Below are 15,397 nucleotides of genomic sequence, written 5' to 3'. Positions count from 1 at the left end.
CCACTCCTTTACTTTTTGAAATTATAAAAAAATCCACTCCGTAGTTTTCACAAAAGCACGGAGTGGATATTCATTGTTTTGGCACGCCCGAAGGGACTCGAACCCCCAACATTCAGAACCGGAATCTGACGCTCTATCCAATTGAACTACGGACGCGGATAACATATAGAATAATAGCATATCTCGGAGAATTTGTAAAGAGCTTTTGGAAAAATTTCTATTATAAAGCGGTATACTATCAAACGCCTTGCCAGTCTATACGCTGCATGCCATAGAAAGTTTACAAAATGTTTAGAAGAATCCCGTATTTTGCGAAAGAAAAAAAGGGCGAAATTTGATATAATTGAATCAAATTGTGTTACATCCAAAGGAGGAGCATCAAGATGGCAGAAAATCGCATGCTTACCGTAAATGCCGAGGTCGAAGAATTGGCTGCATTGTGCAAACAAAACAGTCAGATTGATGGCAAACTCTATCAAGATATGCATGTAAAGCGTGGCCTGCGCGATTTAGATGGTAAAGGTGTCGTCGCAGGACTTACCAATATATCCGAAATCATTTCCAAAAAGGTTGTGGATGGAAAGGAAGAATCCTGCGATGGGGAATTGTATTATCGTGGATATAATATCAACGATGTGGTACGCGGCTTCATCAAGGGTGACCGGGATGGGTTTGAAGAAACGGCTTTTTTGCTGCTGTTTGGAGAATTGCCCGATGAACAGCAACTCAAAAATTTTCAAAAACTACTGGCCGATGGCAGAACGTTGCCGACCAACTTTGTACGCGATGTCGTAATGAAAGCTTCTTCTCATGACCTGATGAATACACTTTCGCGGAGCGTACTGACCCTGGCCTCATATGATGATTCCTGCGATGACATCAGCCTGCCCAACGTTTTACGGCAATGCCTGATGCTCATTTCGGTCTTTCCCATGCTGGCTGCATATTCCTATCATGCTTATAATCACTATGAATGCGGCGGCAGTATGTATATCCATTATCCGTCCGACAGTTTGGGCACAGCCGAAAATATCCTGCGAATCTTACGGCCCGACATGCAGTTTACACCGCTGGAATCCCGCGTTTTGGATTTGGCACTGGTTTTGCATATGGAACATGGAGGCGGCAATAATTCTTCGTTTACGACCCATGTTGTCACCTCGTCGGGGACAGACACCTATTCAGCGATTTCCGCAGCCCTGGGAAGCCTAAAAGGTCCCAAGCATGGTGGAGCCAATATTAAAGTTGTGCAGATGTTTGACGATCTGCGGCAGCATGTGGTGCATACCGACGATGAAGAAGAAGTGGCCGACTACCTGCGCAAACTGCTGCACAAAGAAGCCTTTGACAAAAAAGGCCTGATTTATGGCATGGGACATGCTGTGTATTCGCTATCCGATCCACGTGCACAGATATTCAAGAGCTTCGTTGGCCAGCTTGCGCGCGAAAAGCATCGGAACGAGGATTTTGCATTATATGAATTGGTTGAGCGAATTGCTCCGCAGATCATTCAGGAAGAACGCCGGATTTATAAAGGCGTTAGCGCCAATGTAGACTTTTATTCGGGCTTTGTCTATTCCATGCTGGGTCTGCCGCTGGAACTGTATACCCCGATGTTTGCTGCGGCACGCATCGTAGGATGGAGCGCACACCGCCTGGAAGAACTCATCAACACCGATAAGATCATCCGTCCAGCTTATCTGTCCATTCATGGCCAGCGGGACTATGTGCCGTTAGAAGAGCGCTAATGGATGTTTGCTTGTATTTACAGGGGAAAGCATGCTATAATAAGCCGTGCCAAAATGAAATCATTGGGAGAGGGAGAACGCAATGCAGAAAGGCGATCGAAATAAATTAAAGCTTTTACTGGTCGGTATCCGCGCACGGTTAGAGCAGAACCGGGATTATTTTGTCGATGTATCCTATACATTCCGTGCCGGCAAGAAAAAATTTGAGGGCAAACTGTCCTTGCAGGATACCGGATACCGGCTGCATTTTCAAGGGGCAGACCGACAGGTAGACGCCGTACAGGCGACCGAGTTTTTTGCGCAGCAAGCCGAACAATACGAAGAATCGATTCTGCAATATACCGAGCGAGGGGCTGTGCTGACCATTACGTGCAATTCCCGCGGGGTCAATATGAAGCAGGCCGAGCGGCAAAGCACACCGGAAAGTACAGCTGCCGCGGCCAATCCGCTGTTAGCCGGGGGGCGGGAATACTGGATTCGGGTGGATCAGGCCGCCGATTTGCTGCGTGAAATTGGCATCCTGACTGCCGAAGGGAAAATCAAAAACGATATGATCCGCAAGTATAACCAGATCGACCATTATGTCGAACTGGTAGCGCCCATGTTTCAAAAAGACGATAGCGAAGAAATCCTGTTGCTCGATTGTGCCTGCGGAAAATCTTATCTCAGCTTTGTGATGAACTATTACTTGCGGGATGTGCTGCGTCGCCGCTGCCGGGTGATTGGCATTGACATTAACGAACATGTCGTTGCCGAAAGCCGCAAAATGGCCAAACGGCTTGGGTATCATAATATGGAGTTTATTCAGGCCGATTTGCGCACTTATCAGCCGCCCAAGCATGTGACCGCCGTAATTTCCCTGCATGCGTGCGATATTGCGACCGATTTGGCGTTGGGGACCGCGATTCGGGCCCGGGCGAAATACATCGCGTGTGTACCGTGTTGCCATAAAGAACTGCTCGACCAGTATCACATTCCAGGTTTGGAGCCGCTGACCAAATACGGTGTCTTCAAAGCCCGCTTTAACGATGTGCTGACCGATAGCATGCGCGCCCTGAAACTCGAAGCAGAAGGGTATAAAGTATCGGTCGTCGAATATATTTCGCCGCTGGATACGCCGAAAAATCTGCTGATTCGCGGTGTATATACCGGACAAGCCAACGAAAGTGCCCGGGCAGCGTATGAAGCCGTGCGCCGCACGGTGGGGACCGATTCCGAACTCGACCGGCAATGTCGGATGCAGTCCGATTCGTTCTTTATTACAGACGATGATCTCATCGGATAAAAAAACAAGGCCAGTACGTGATGTACTGGCCTTGTTGCTTTACTTGCAGCGGGGCTTGCAGCAACCCGAATTGTTGTTGCCAACATTGGAACCACAACCGGAACCGCAGCCATTGTTGCAGCCGCAGGAGTCGTGATCATCACGCCGCGGCGGGAAGAAGGCATCGACCGGGAACTCGAAGCGGTCAAAGATCTCGCAGGGATCTTCGGTCTCACCGCCAGCGCCCGTGCAGTTGCAGTCACGCTCGGGCATGCAGATGTCATACGCCGGCATCAGCAGCTGAATATCGCGTTCCAGACGCATGATCGAGAACTGACCGATGGTAACAAACAGACGGTTGCCCGAATCGCTCAGATCCAGTTCTTCGCCGCCAAAGCACTGGCAGATCGGAGCCGGAACCGAATTGATTTCGCAGCAGCAGCCGCAGCAATAGGTCGGCTCTACAATCTTTGCTTCCAACAGGATGGGCTCGACGGTTTCGATCACCGCAGTCGGATTGTTGGCGCGCTGCATATACTGATAATCCGGTGCATCGGGCGTATAGCGCGAACTAAAGATGCGCGCGCCGCCTTCGCTGCCGAACAGGATGCAGCGCTTGTCGTATACTGCCAGACCGTTGAGCAGACGCGGGCAGCCAACCGTGGTGTTGGCCTCGACCGAGATGCGATAGAAGAAACGAACATCGACCGAGTAGAAGCCACGATTATATGGACCGCACGCTTTCAACTGGATACGGAAGCCGGGGATAGATCGTCAAGGTAAGGTCGCCCGCAAAACCGGGTGTTGTTCGTTCCGACTTTTGGTAGACGATTTTTTCGATCAGGGTTTTAAGCAGTTCATTTTGTTCACTTGGCGTCAGCTGGGTATAGAGTGCAGAAATAGAAGGAACGGGTATTTGTGGCGCTGTCGGCGCATGCGCGAGGGCATCCAGCGTTTGCTCGATCTGTTTCCGTTCTACATCCAGTGCCGCGATGCGCGTTCGAAATATTTCGGGAGAATACACCCCGGTTTCCAAAAATTCCATTGCGCGCGTTTGTTGCAGGCCAATCCGGTCGAGTCGTTGGTGGAGCCCTGCAAGGCTGTGTGCGCGGATGGCGTGGTCATCCGGCAAATCGGTTGGGTCCCAGGTCAGCGGCCAGGTCTGCAAAACGGCCTGCACGAGGGCTTCCACCGCCTCATAGGAAGAGGATACAGTCGCGCAGCCGCGGCGCATACAAAAAAGATAGGGTTTTCTGGGGCTGTTTTTTCCATATTGGCCGCGCTGCATGCGGGAGCCACAGACCGAACAGTATAAAAGGCCACAAAAGGCATTCGTTTGCCCCTTGCCACGCGGCACCGGGGGCGCGGCATGTGCTTGCAAGCGCTTCTGAGCTGCCTGCCATTGTTCGCGGGAGACCAAAGCTGGATGACGCCCTTCGTAGAACACAAGTTGCTGCGTGTTGCGCGGACGGGTTTTGCGTATAGCGCCATCTCGAATCACAGCCTTGACCGGGCGGCGGGAATTGGTCGTATATCCGGCATAATGGGGATTTCCCAGCAGATTGGCAATCGTTTTGGGATACCAGACGCCGCCGTTCGGACGGGGAACGGCTCCGGCATTGAGCCGTTTACTGATTTCCACCATCGAGAGCCGGTCGGTCAAAAACCAGGAAAAGATTTGCTGCACAATCGGGGCGGTTTGCGGGTCGGGGACAAGGGTAAAGCCTTTTTCGCCGCTCAGCTTTTGTTTAAGATAGCCATAGGGCGGGACCGAACCGGTATACTTTCCTTCGCGCCGGGAAGCCTGCACCCCGGCAGTAAGGCGACGGCGAATGGTTTGATATTCCCGGCGGGACATGAACAGTCCAAACTCTAAAAATTCCTCGTCAAATTCATTGCAGGGGTCGTAAATTTTAGACGGCGTGATGATTTTTGTCCCCGAATATCGAAAGGCGCGGGCGACGATGCCTTGATCGATCGAATCGCCGCGCGCCAGACGTTCGACTTCCATCACCAGCACCGCATCCCATAACCCGGCTTCTACTTCGGAGAGTAAACGCTGCATTTCCGGGCGGGCGGCAATGGTGTCACCCGATACGACTTCTTCATAAATGGCATCGATGGTCAGCTGCATCCGAGCCGCGAGGTCGGTCAAAGTGCGCCGGTGCCGCGCCAAAGTGTTGCCAGCACCCGATTGTTCAGCTTCGATATCGGCTCGGGATTTTCGCAAATATAACACCACATGGGCGCCTGAAACCTCTGTCATGGTCATGACTCCTTTCAAAGATCTCTGTTTCTTCGATATTCATCCGGAAGCCGATTGATGCCAGGTGGACTGAAAGGAAAAAATGCGCATAGGATAAAAATGAGGTGAGGATGATGGGGCGAGAGATTCGAGTCGAGGGCGTCGGTATGGTACAGATCATAACAGATGAGACAGGGTCCGAAACCGAGCGGCAAGAGCGGCAGCGGCAATATCAAAGGGTCGCGGCGCGGTTATATCGGCAAGTTCTGGACCGACAGCAGGAATCTGAATAAAAAAAGACGTGCATCCCGGCAGTTGGAATGCACGTCTTTCTTATTTAAGGTTTACATTGTCCGCAAGGGGAGTACCCTTGGTTGATTAAATCCTCCCGACTGCCTTGGTAAGTCTGTCGGTTGGAGTCCTTGATGGTTGCTGCGTTCGAGCAGTCGGTTGTATGGAATTTCTTAGAGTTCGTGTTGAGAATATATGTATTGGTAGTAGACGCCGAAGAAGCGGCAGAAGAGTCGGCAGGCTGCTTACCATCCAGCCAGTTTTCACCCGTTGCATAGTCGATGGTGATGCCGGGTTGATTGTTGTAAGCATAAATGTTAAAACAGATGCCTTCGCCGTCATCTTCGACCGACAGAGCTTCCATATGGACACCGCTGGCCACTAAATTGTCGCCTTCGAAAATCGGAGTGACCCGATACAAAACATGATTGTCGGTTTCCTTGATGTAGTCGGCTACCATGTTTTCAAACGGCAGCATCCCTTCCACATTGAGGTAGCGCGTGCCTGTAATGAGATTTTTCTCATTGGCACTTTCGCCGGTGAGCTGGTATCCGATCAGATGGCAACGGTTATAAAGATATCGTCCATCGACCAAATCGGCATCGTATTCCCGATTGACCCAACCGGAGGGCTTGACATTGCTGATGCTTTCGCGTTCCTCGGTCGGCATGAGGTCAGAACCAATGTTGGCATAGGCAGTTCCACACCGTCCCAGGGCATCCAACTCGCTGTACGATTCAAAGGAATCGGTATTCGTTTCGTCAAAATGCGGCTGATTGTCATCAATAACAACGTATGGTTCCCCGGAAAATGCAGGAACTGCATCCAGCGAAAAAGAGTCCTCAGGCTCCACCGAAATGGGCGCGCAGCCGCTGAAAAACAGGAAACATACAACAAGGGCGGTCCATTTAGCGATTGTTTTCATGGATATAAACTTCCTTTGTGATTTTTTCATGAGAGTAGCCGCGAAATTCGGTCATTTCGTAGCGTTGCCAGGCAGGAGCCTCCAACACAATCGGGAACTGTGCATCCGATGGATAGTGGCGATTCCAGCGATAGACGATGAGTTGTTCCATTTTATCCAAAGGAGGCAGCCGATCAGGGGATTCGGCAAAATAATACTCGCCCGGCGCGGCTTGCTGAGCGGCATCTTCGGCAATGCAGATGGACGCATCCGGCTCGGTGAATTGACGCGCCGTTGCGGCATCCATCCACAACCGGCGGCCAGCGGCCTGGGTGAGCATGTCCTGCCGCACCAGGCGGTCTTGGCTTTGGCGGCGGCCATGAAACTGCATTCCGTTGCGGTCGTCCAGGCAAACGAGCAGAATCAAAGAATCCTCTCCTTCCAAGAGAAACCGGCGTCTTTGGGCCGCCGGCGCACGATTACTTGTTTGGTTGTAGCACCTGTTGGCGCAGCTTATAGTGCATGAGCTTACCGGTCGCCGTATGCGGCAATTCTTTTACCAACGTATACGACCGCGGCCATTTATACGAGGACAGCATGGGGGACTGGATGCAATATTGTTTGAGTTCTTCGACCGCCAGGCTGTCGTCAGACGGTACGACGTAGGCGGCTACGACTTCGCCGCGCAGCTTATCCGGGATACCGATGACCGCGCTTTCGGCTACCTTGGGATGCTCGTTGAGCACGGCTTCGATTTGCGTCGGATAGATATTTTCACCGGCCGATACGATCATGTCGTCTTTTCGGCCGCAGATGGTGACAAATTCATTGTCATCCCAAGTGGCCATATCGCCGGTATACAGCCAGCCCTTATAAAATTTCTGAGCGGTCATTTCGGCGTTGTTGAAATAGCAAAACGCACTCTTGGCAGGCGAACGGATGATGACTTCGCCTGCGGTCTGGCCATCGCGCGGCACAGTTTCATCCGGCTCGGCATGGGAACCATCTTCATGCACCATAACCACACGGACATCATCATCGGTGCAGGAACGCCCGGCGGAGCCAGACATATCGGGCAAATCATAAGGACGCAGGAAGGTGTTCCAGAAGGTTTCGGTAGTGCCATACCCATTGAAAATATCGGGCGTGAGCAGCTGCATGTATTTTTCGCAGGCAGCTTTTTCAAAGGGAGCGCCCATGGTCACGATACCGCGCAGCGCGGACAGGTCAAAAGGCGTGCGTTCCTGTGTCCGGGCCAGCATGGCCAAAATCGTGGGCACACCGATAAGAAAAGTAACTTGATACTTTTCCGCATATTCCAAGCAGGTGCGCGGGTGGAAATCGCGTAAAATCACGATTTCACCGCCAGCGTACAGGGTAGGGCAGGGGCCGCCCGAATGAATGCCGCCGCGGTGGAACCAGGGGGTCATATTCATCGTGCGGTCGGTCGGCGACAGCGGAAAGTGCATGATGACATCATGGGCCGAAAGGACTTCGTTGATGTTGTTGATCGGCACACCCTTGGGACGGTTGGTGGTACCCGAAGTGTACAGCCGTGTGGTTTCATCGTAAATATGCGGATGGAAATCGATCGGCGGATTTTCATCCGACTGCCCGACCACATAATCACGATATGCAACCGTGCCTTCCGGCGCAGACTTCTCATTTTTATAATCTACGAAGATGACGCGAGACGGTTTGTGTTTGGCAAGCTCCAGAGCCTGGTAGGACAGATCGCCAAAATCCGCATCATAGACAAAGGCTTTGGGACAGCTGTCATCGATGACCAGAGCGATTTCACCAGCGCCTTGACGGTAATTGACCGGGCAGGCAATCGCGCCGATTTTATGGGCTGCCAGATAGAAAAATACAAATTCAGGCGAATTGAGCAGGGTGAACATCACGACATCATTTTTGCCGACGCCGTCCGCCCGCAGCGCATGCGCCAAATGGTTGGCTTCGGCATTCAGTTCCCGATAGGTCCAGCGGCGGCCCGATTGCGGGTCGTGCAGGGCGGGCGCATTGCCAAAGCGGGATACATTGCGTAAAAATCCATTTAAATAAGTGTATTCGGTTTCAAAAGTTTCGCGAAACATCGAAACATCATACGTGTAAGTGCTGGACAAATCGATTTCTCCTTATATTAAGCGCGGTGGTATTTTTTTACGATCAGGCTGGAATTTTGGCCGCCGAAGCCGAGCGAATTGCTCATAGCAGCTTCGATTGTTGCTTTTCGGGCAACCTTGGGCACATAATCCAGATCGCAGTCCGGGTCTGGGGTGTTTAAGTTTAACGTGGGCGGCAGAATACCGTCACGAATCGCCAGAATGCAGGCGATAGCTTCGGTCAAACCACCGGCCCCCATCAGATGGCCGGTTGCCGATTTGGTCGCAGAAATCGGCGGCGCCGATTCCGGACCGCCAAAGACTGCTTTGATGGCCATGGTTTCCGCCTTGTCGCCGAGCGGGGTCGAGGTGCCGTGGGCATTGATATACCCAATGTCCGATGGCTGCATGTTGGCACGTGCAAGGGCGCGCTGCATGCAGGCCGCAGCGCCAGCACCATCCGGACAGGGCGCCGTCACATGATGGGCATCCGAGGTGTTGGCATAACCCGCCAGTTCGGCATAGATGGTCGCTCCGCGTGCCAGGGCATGGGCTTCGGTTTCGATCAACAGGGCGCCGCCGCCTTCACCAATGACAAAGCCATCCCGGTCAGCATCAAAGGGACGGCAGGCACTGGCGGGATCGTCGTTGCGGCGGGAGAGTGCCTTGGCCTGGGACAAGCCGGATACGACAATCGGGCATAGAATGCTTTCCCCACCAACGGCCAGAACGGCATCTGCTTCGCCCGTACGCAGCAGCATGGCTGCCGTCATAACCGCGTCGCCACCTGCCGAGCAAGCGGTATTGAGCGTGAGGCTCGGGCCGTGAATGCCGTGTGCGATGGCGATCTGTGCCGCTGCGATGTTGCCAATGGTCATAGGAACAAAGCGGGGACCTACGCGATGGCCTTCGTCAAAAGAAGCCTGTGTTTGCGCAACCGTGGTCACACCATCCATCGCGGTGCCCATTACGATGCCGATGCGTTCATTTTCTGGTTCAATGCACAGACCACTGTCTTCGAGAGCTTCTTCGGCGGCAGCAAACGCATACTGCATAAATGGGTCCATCGTGCGTGCAAGTGTTTTGGGCATGAAAGCAGACGGATCGAAATCTTTGAGTTCGGCCGCGATCTGAACGGGCAAGTTCGAGGCATCAAATCGGGTGATCGGTCCGATGCCGCACATGCCGCTCGTCAGCGCCTTCCAATAATTCGCCACACCAATGCCGATGGGTGTGACTGCCCCCATGCCAGTAATGACAAGTTTATCCTGTTTCAAACGATGTTCCCCCTTATTTTGAATCTTTTATAATGCTTTATTATAGCAAAATCCCCTTAAAATAAAAAGGGTTTCTGGGCGGCATGCAAAGGTATTTGTGCATTTTTGGTCAAACCTCCTAAAAATAGTCGGTATTGCATGGCCGATTCTCTGGTCGTTTTAGCGACAAGAATGCCCATGTTTTTCCTGCATTAGGATTGAACTGTATGTTATAAAAAGGAAAATCCCCCTGCATCGATACGCAGGAGGATGTGAAAAGCAGGGGGTACTCATTTATACGGTACCTTTTCTACATCGATGTTCACATACAGCAATTCGGCTGCGCGCGGCTTTACCGAAACACTGTTGTTGTTGATGAAGTTCTGAGACTCTGTGGTCAAATAGACGCGCAGGTCACGGATGCATTCCTTGCTTTTGCAGGAATCATAAACCTTATTGGTATGGATACAAACAGCTTCCCGGAAGCAAGAGCCACCGCCAACCGGGCCGGGTGCGATTTTTTCTGACATGAGTATGACCTCCAATTAAGAAATTGAAGAAGCTTTCTTCATTGTCAGACTATGTATCGGGCATACAACTGGTGACTCTTTCTTGGGCAGCGATCGCGATTACATGCCAACCTTCAAATAGCGGCGAGAACACAGTTCAGAATCAGCGATCTCAATGATACGCCAGGGAAACTGATTGGGAGCATCATGCCGCTTCATAAAGCGCAGCGCTGCCGCTTCGGTATGGAACCGGCGCGCGTAATCGGGAAGATACAAAGCCAAACGATGGTTATGCAGGTACATTGTTTTGCCACGGACATTCATCTGTATAAAAAACATTTTGCGCCTCCTAAAGCTTACAGCCCTCCTTTTGGTTGTCCGTGACCCGATGGTCACGGGAGCTGAAAGAAAATTTTTGAAATCCGAAATTCGCTTTCTATCGACAGAGTAACATCTTTTTCAACAAAAAAATACGTTTTTCTACCTTTATGAACCGATTATACCATTGAATGCGCAGAAGAACAAGGGATATTCGATGGGTGTTCAAAATATATTAACCTGTGCAGACCCCTGGAGTGAAAGCGAGAAAATGTTTCAAAATTTACAGTCTGTTCATTTTCACGACATGGATTGTCCAACTCTGAAACTGAAGAATCCGATATAATAATCAGAAGAAGACTTGTTTTCTCAATGATTGTTCCAGCAAATGAGAGAATCCCCATGAAACCCTTATATCATATTCTATGGAATGAATCCCAACGCGGTGGCAGAATCGGCCGCATCGCTCGGTTTGTCCAAGCATTTCTGCCGGGGGCACGGGTCTTGCAGCCCGTATATATACGTATCGATAAATAAAAAGAAAGGTAGTGCAGCAAACTCGCACTACCTTTCTTTTTACGTTACCGGGGATGTGGGGCCGACAAAAAGATGCAACGCTTTTTGATGGTTGACGATCTCAGCAACCTGCGGAGCCCCGCCAAACTCGCCGTCCAAGGTCCAGGGGACTTCGATATCGGACACAAAACGCACATGCTGAGCTTTAAAACGCGTTACAAATTTACATTGCTCCGGTGAAACCAAAATCTCATTGAAGACCATTTGCAATTCGATGGGATTGGTTGGTGCTTTGACCAGGAACACTTCAAATAAGCCGTCATCCAGGCCGACATCGTTGGCAATGATTCCTTTGAATCCACCAACTGTGGTGGCATTGGTGACCATACCAAAGATAAAATCACCTTCCACCGATTGGGATTCGCTTTCCACACGGACATGGTAGTTGCGTAGTGTAGGCAAGGATTTGATGCCTTCCAGAATATAAGCCAACCGGCCGAGCGCATTCTTTGTGTTTTGCGGGGTGGAATAGGACACCTCGGTAAAAGCGCCAAAACCAGCGACATAGGTAAAATAACGGCCATTAAAGCTGCCGACATCCACGCTGGATGGCATGCCGTTTAAGATCAAAGCCGCAGCATCAAGCGGCTTTTTGGGAATTTGCAGACTGCTCGCAAAGTCATTGGTTGTACCCGAAGGGATGTATCCAAGCGCCGGCTTTTCCTCCAGCTGCATCAATCCGCCGACCGTTTCATTGAGGGTGCCGTCACCGCCGCTGCACACGATTAGATCAAAATCGCTGCCGCGGGTAGCGACGATGCGGGTTGCATCGCCGGCTTTTTGGGTTGTGTACAGCGTGACCTCATAGTCAGCTTTGACAAATTGATCGACACAATCCACAACATGCAAACGCATTTCGCCTTTGCCTGAATTCGGATTGACAATAAACAATAACTTTTGCGGCATAGGTCTATATCTCCTTTATTCCGACAAAAGACTGCAAACCGCGTTGGCATAGGCAACCGGATCTTCCGGCGCAATGCCTTCGATGAGTTGTGCCTGGGTATACAGAATGTCGGCATAGGTCTTGAGTTTGTCTTGGTCGCCGGACAGAGCACACAGCTTCTGGAAGATCGGGTGCGTGGCATTCAGTTCCAGCACGCGCTCGGCCTTGACTTCCGGTTCATTGCCCATGCGCTGCGCTTTGAGTACCTTTTCCATTTCCAGCGAAACGGCACCTTCGGTCGACAGGCAGCAGGGATGGCTCTTCAAGCGGGAGGTGAGCTGTACGCGGGTGACTTTGTCGCCCAGAGCGGTCTTAAGATCATCCAGCAAGGTCTTGTTGTCCGCAGAAAGCTTTTCGATCTCCTGTTTTTCTTCTTCGCTTTCCAGGCCGAGATCGCCGTCGGTGATGGACTTGAACTCTTTATCCTGGAACTTCTGCATCATCTTGACGCAGAATTCATCGATCGAATCGGTCATATACAGCACTTCATAGCCCTTATCGCGCAAACGCTCCATCTGGGGCAGCAGGCTGATCTTGGCTGCGCTTTCACCACAAGCATAATAGATGAATTTCTGATCTTCCTTCATGCGGGATACGTATTCTTCCAACGTAACCATCTTGTTTTCGGTCGACGACATATACAGCAGCAGATCCTGCAACAGTTCCTTATGCGTACCATACTCTACATATGTGCCATATTTCAGCTGCATGCCGAACGACTTGAAGAATTCCTCATACTTTTCCCGGTCGTTCTTGAGCAGGCTGAGCAATTCGGACTTGATCTTCTTTTCTAAGTTGTTGGCAATGAGCTTCAAATGCCGGTCGTGCTGCAGCATTTCACGCGAGATGTTCAGCGACAAATCAGCGCTGTCGACCAGACCCCGCACAAAATTAAAATGATCGGGCAACAGGTCGGCGCAGCGTTCCATAATCAAAACACCGTTGGAATACAGCTGCAATCCCTTTTCATAATCCTTGGTATAGTAGTTGAAGGGTGCGCTGGCCGGAATAAACAGCAGGGCATGGAAGGTGACAGCACCTTCGGTGCTCATATGAATATGCCGGACCGGGTCGGTAAAGTCATAGTATTTGGATTTGTAGAACGCATTATAATCTTCGTCCTTAAGTTCGGACTTGGATTTCTTCCAGATCGGCACCATGGAGTTGAGGGTCGTCAGCTCCGTGTAATCCTCGTATTCCGGCTTTTCCGGGTCGCAGCCTTCCTTCATGCGGGTGCGAGGCATCTCCATCTGGATGGGATAGCGGATATAATCGGAGTACTTCCGCACGATTGCCTGAATGCGGAAGGGTTCGAGATATTCGTCAAAATTTTCGTTTTCGGCATTGTCCTTAATGGTCAGGATGATGTCTGTACCGACGGTATCGCGCTGACAAGGAGCGATGCTGTAACCATCCGCGCCATCCGATACCCAACGATTGCATTCATCGGTCTTTTCCGAACGGCTGATGACCTCTACGGTTTTGGCAACCATAAACGCTGCATAGAAGCCTACACCAAATTGGCCGATGATGTCAACATCGTTCTTATCTTTGGCATCCATCTGCTGCTTGAAGGCCAGAGAACCGGAATGGGCAATAGTGCCCAGATTTTCTTCCATTTCTTCGGCCGTCATGCCGCAGCCGTTGTCCGAGATTGTCAGCTTCCGCGCCTCTTTATCGAGTGTGATACGGATGGGCAGCGAATCGCGGGTCACGCCCGTACGGCCTTCCTGCATCGCGCTGTAATACAGCTTATCGGTTGCATCCGATGCGTTGGAGATCAGTTCGCGCAGGAAGATCTCGTGATGGGTATAAATGGAATGGATCATGAGGTCAAGCAGGCGTTTGGACTCGGCCTGAAATTCTTTTTTTGCCATGATTTCAATACACCTCGGGAATTTAAAATTTGGGATTAGCACTCTGATGTGTCGAGTGCTAACAAGATGATAATAATACCAATGCTCCAAAAAATCAAGCCTGAGGCAAAAGATTTACAACACGTTCATTTTTTACCGCAGTTTGTGGCGGCTGATCTGGCGCTTTTGCAAACGGCTGCGCACCGATTGCCGCAACAGGGTATAGACGATCGAAAACAGCGGGATATTGATGATCATACCCACGATTCCCATGGTGCTGGCGCCCAGGGTGACCGCCATGAGCACCCAGATGGAGGGCAGGCCAACCGAGCTGCCGACAACATGCGGATAGATCAGGTTGCCTTCGACTTGCTGCAACACCAGGAACAAAATCAAAAACCATAGCGCCTGAATCGGGCTGACAATCAAAATCAGGAAGATACCGACGCCGCAGCCGATAAATGCACCAAAAATGGGAATGAGCGCGGTCACAGCGATGAGCGCAGAGATGACAAGAGCATAGGGCATACGCAGTAAACTCATGCTGATAAAGAACATCAGGCCCAAAATACAGGCTTCCAAGCATTGGCCAGAAATAAAGCTGGAAAACGTGTCGCGGGTAAGCTGGCAGATCTCCAGGAAGTGGTCGGCTTTGTCTTCGGGTACAAACGAATACAAAACGCGCTTGAACTGTCCGCCGAGGGTTTCTTTTTGCAGCAGAAGATAGATGGCAAACACCAGACCAATGATAAAATTGGTCATGCTGTTGATCACCGACGTTGCAAAACTGAACGTATCATTTACAATGTTCCCGTTGACAAAGAAATTATAGACCTGTTCACCGATTTTCTTCCAATCGATATTGTTCCAGTCGGAGAAGAATTTCTGGATTTCTGCCACGATTTCCGGATAATTGGTCGCAAGATCATTGACATAGTTGATGACTTGCGCCGAAAAAATCGTAATACGCTCGCCCACTGTGACAAACGACCGTGCCATTTCCGGAATGACCATCAGGGACAGAATGCTCAAAACTGCGATTACAAGAGCAAAGGTCAGAATCAAGGAAAAGATACGGCGCACACGATACAATGGATTTAAGCGGCGGCCCCACCGGCGGGGGAACAGCTTGCGTTCCAGAAAGCACATGGGTACATTTAAAATAAAAGCGATGGCGCCTCCCACAACAAACGGCATCACCAGATGAAAGATGGCATGCACGCCGCCGATCACATAATTAAACTTTTGCAGACCGACCAGCAGCAAAATCGTAAATACGATCAAAAGTGCAATCTTTTGCATGTTTTTCCGGTTTAGATCCATCGTCTCACCTCACAAATTTCATCGAAAAAACATCCACAATGTGGATGACTGCGGCT

At 50.8% G+C, this 15,397-nt stretch carries 14 protein-coding genes and 1 tRNA gene; 3 read left to right on the top strand and 12 right to left on the bottom strand.

Annotation, left to right across the window (positions count from 1 at the left end):
- Positions 1-79: 79 nt before the first annotated feature.
- Positions 80-156: transfer RNA gene (locus EFB11_RS01060), tRNA-Arg, on the bottom strand.
- A 227-nt stretch (positions 157-383) separates the two neighbouring features.
- Here EFB11_RS01060 and EFB11_RS01055 point away from each other — a divergent pair.
- Positions 384-1,748, top strand: coding sequence for a citrate/2-methylcitrate synthase (locus EFB11_RS01055; RefSeq protein WP_122788531.1), 1,365 nt, complete (start codon positions 384-386; stop codon positions 1,746-1,748).
- An 82-nt stretch (positions 1,749-1,830) separates the two neighbouring features.
- Positions 1,831-3,033: a class I SAM-dependent methyltransferase gene (locus tag EFB11_RS01050; protein ID WP_122788530.1), complete on the top strand. Its 1,203-nt coding sequence runs from the start codon at positions 1,831-1,833 to the stop codon at positions 3,031-3,033.
- A 39-nt stretch (positions 3,034-3,072) separates the two neighbouring features.
- Here EFB11_RS01050 and EFB11_RS01045 read toward each other — a convergent pair whose 3' ends face one another.
- Together EFB11_RS01045 and EFB11_RS01040 are read right to left on the bottom strand one after the other, a co-directional pair.
- On the bottom strand, positions 3,073-3,759 hold the full coding sequence (locus tag EFB11_RS01045; protein ID WP_122788528.1) for a hypothetical protein: 687 nt from the start codon (positions 3,757-3,759) through the stop codon (positions 3,073-3,075).
- The gene (locus EFB11_RS01040; RefSeq protein ID WP_164706535.1) at positions 3,737-5,278 is read right to left on the bottom strand and encodes a recombinase family protein; all 1,542 of its coding nucleotides are present in this window, start codon (positions 5,276-5,278) and stop codon (positions 3,737-3,739) included. Before EFB11_RS01040 ends, EFB11_RS01045 begins: the two co-directional genes overlap by 23 nt.
- Before the next feature lie 110 nt (positions 5,279-5,388).
- Here EFB11_RS01040 and EFB11_RS16650 point away from each other — a divergent pair, with 110 nt between their 5' ends.
- Positions 5,389-5,550, top strand: coding sequence for a hypothetical protein (locus tag EFB11_RS16650; RefSeq protein ID WP_164706534.1), 162 nt, complete (start codon positions 5,389-5,391; stop codon positions 5,548-5,550).
- 44 nt (positions 5,551-5,594) lie between these two features.
- Here the strand turns inward: EFB11_RS16650 and EFB11_RS01035 are convergent, their stop codons facing one another.
- The 9 genes from EFB11_RS01035 to EFB11_RS00995 all read right to left on the bottom strand — a co-directional run bounded on the left by EFB11_RS01035 (position 5,595) and on the right by EFB11_RS00995 (position 15,341).
- Positions 5,595-6,473 (bottom strand): DNA/RNA non-specific endonuclease, encoded by an 879-nt coding sequence (locus EFB11_RS01035; RefSeq protein ID WP_122788526.1) that lies wholly within the window; start codon positions 6,471-6,473, stop codon positions 5,595-5,597.
- Complete coding sequence (locus EFB11_RS01030) at positions 6,457-6,879, bottom strand: ribonuclease Z (RefSeq protein ID WP_122788524.1); 423 nt, start codon at positions 6,877-6,879, stop codon at positions 6,457-6,459. The genes EFB11_RS01035 and EFB11_RS01030 overlap by 17 nt, the downstream gene beginning before the upstream one ends.
- 52 nt (positions 6,880-6,931) lie before the next feature.
- A complete protein-coding gene (locus tag EFB11_RS01025; RefSeq protein WP_206424137.1) occupies positions 6,932-8,578 on the bottom strand; it encodes a class I adenylate-forming enzyme family protein in 1,647 nt (548 codons plus the stop codon).
- Between the two features lie 17 nt (positions 8,579-8,595).
- Entirely contained in the window at positions 8,596-9,834 is a 1,239-nt protein-coding gene (gene fabF, locus EFB11_RS01020) for a beta-ketoacyl-ACP synthase II (protein WP_122788523.1), read from the bottom strand.
- 269 nt (positions 9,835-10,103) lie between these two features.
- A complete protein-coding gene (locus tag EFB11_RS01015) occupies positions 10,104-10,343 on the bottom strand; it encodes a hypothetical protein (RefSeq protein ID WP_122788522.1) in 240 nt (79 codons plus the stop codon).
- A 99-nt stretch (positions 10,344-10,442) separates the two neighbouring features.
- Positions 10,443-10,661 carry a hypothetical protein gene (locus EFB11_RS01010; protein ID WP_122788520.1) on the bottom strand — a complete coding sequence of 73 codons (219 nt, stop codon included), beginning with the start codon at positions 10,659-10,661 and terminating at the stop codon, positions 10,443-10,445.
- 555 nt (positions 10,662-11,216) lie between these two features.
- Positions 11,217-12,122 (bottom strand): diacylglycerol/lipid kinase family protein, encoded by a 906-nt coding sequence (locus tag EFB11_RS01005; RefSeq protein ID WP_122788519.1) that lies wholly within the window; start codon positions 12,120-12,122, stop codon positions 11,217-11,219.
- Positions 12,123-12,137: 15 nt separating this feature from the next.
- Positions 12,138-14,039: a molecular chaperone HtpG gene (gene htpG / locus EFB11_RS01000; protein ID WP_122788518.1), complete on the bottom strand. Its 1,902-nt coding sequence runs from the start codon at positions 14,037-14,039 to the stop codon at positions 12,138-12,140.
- 132 nt (positions 14,040-14,171) lie between these two features.
- Entirely contained in the window at positions 14,172-15,341 is a 1,170-nt protein-coding gene (locus EFB11_RS00995; RefSeq protein ID WP_122788517.1) for an AI-2E family transporter, read from the bottom strand.
- Positions 15,342-15,397 lie beyond the last annotated feature (56 nt).

Origin of the sequence: Intestinibacillus sp. Marseille-P6563, from assembly GCF_900604335.1 — a bacterium.
Taxonomy (GTDB): domain Bacteria; phylum Bacillota; class Clostridia; order Oscillospirales; family Butyricicoccaceae; genus Butyricicoccus_B.
This window is presented reverse-complemented; position numbering and strand designations above follow the sequence as displayed.

Coding starts and splice junctions, on each gene's coding strand:
- EFB11_RS01005 (WP_122788519.1), bottom strand. CDS start 12,122: ATGCCGCAAAAGTTATTGTTTATTGTCAATCCGAATTCAGGCAAAGGC.
- EFB11_RS16650 (WP_164706534.1), top strand. CDS start 5,389: ATGATGGGGCGAGAGATTCGAGTCGAGGGCGTCGGTATGGTACAGATC.
- htpG (WP_122788518.1), bottom strand. CDS start 14,039: ATGGCAAAAAAAGAATTTCAGGCCGAGTCCAAACGCCTGCTTGACCTC.
- EFB11_RS01040 (WP_164706535.1), bottom strand. CDS start 5,278: ATGACAGAGGTTTCAGGCGCCCATGTGGTGTTATATTTGCGAAAATCC.
- EFB11_RS00995 (WP_122788517.1), bottom strand. CDS start 15,341: ATGGATCTAAACCGGAAAAACATGCAAAAGATTGCACTTTTGATCGTA.
- EFB11_RS01055 (WP_122788531.1), top strand. CDS start 384: ATGGCAGAAAATCGCATGCTTACCGTAAATGCCGAGGTCGAAGAATTG.
- EFB11_RS01015 (WP_122788522.1), bottom strand. CDS start 10,343: ATGTCAGAAAAAATCGCACCCGGCCCGGTTGGCGGTGGCTCTTGCTTC.
- EFB11_RS01010 (WP_122788520.1), bottom strand. CDS start 10,661: ATGTTTTTTATACAGATGAATGTCCGTGGCAAAACAATGTACCTGCAT.
- EFB11_RS01035 (WP_122788526.1), bottom strand. CDS start 6,473: ATGAAAACAATCGCTAAATGGACCGCCCTTGTTGTATGTTTCCTGTTT.
- EFB11_RS01050 (WP_122788530.1), top strand. CDS start 1,831: ATGCAGAAAGGCGATCGAAATAAATTAAAGCTTTTACTGGTCGGTATC.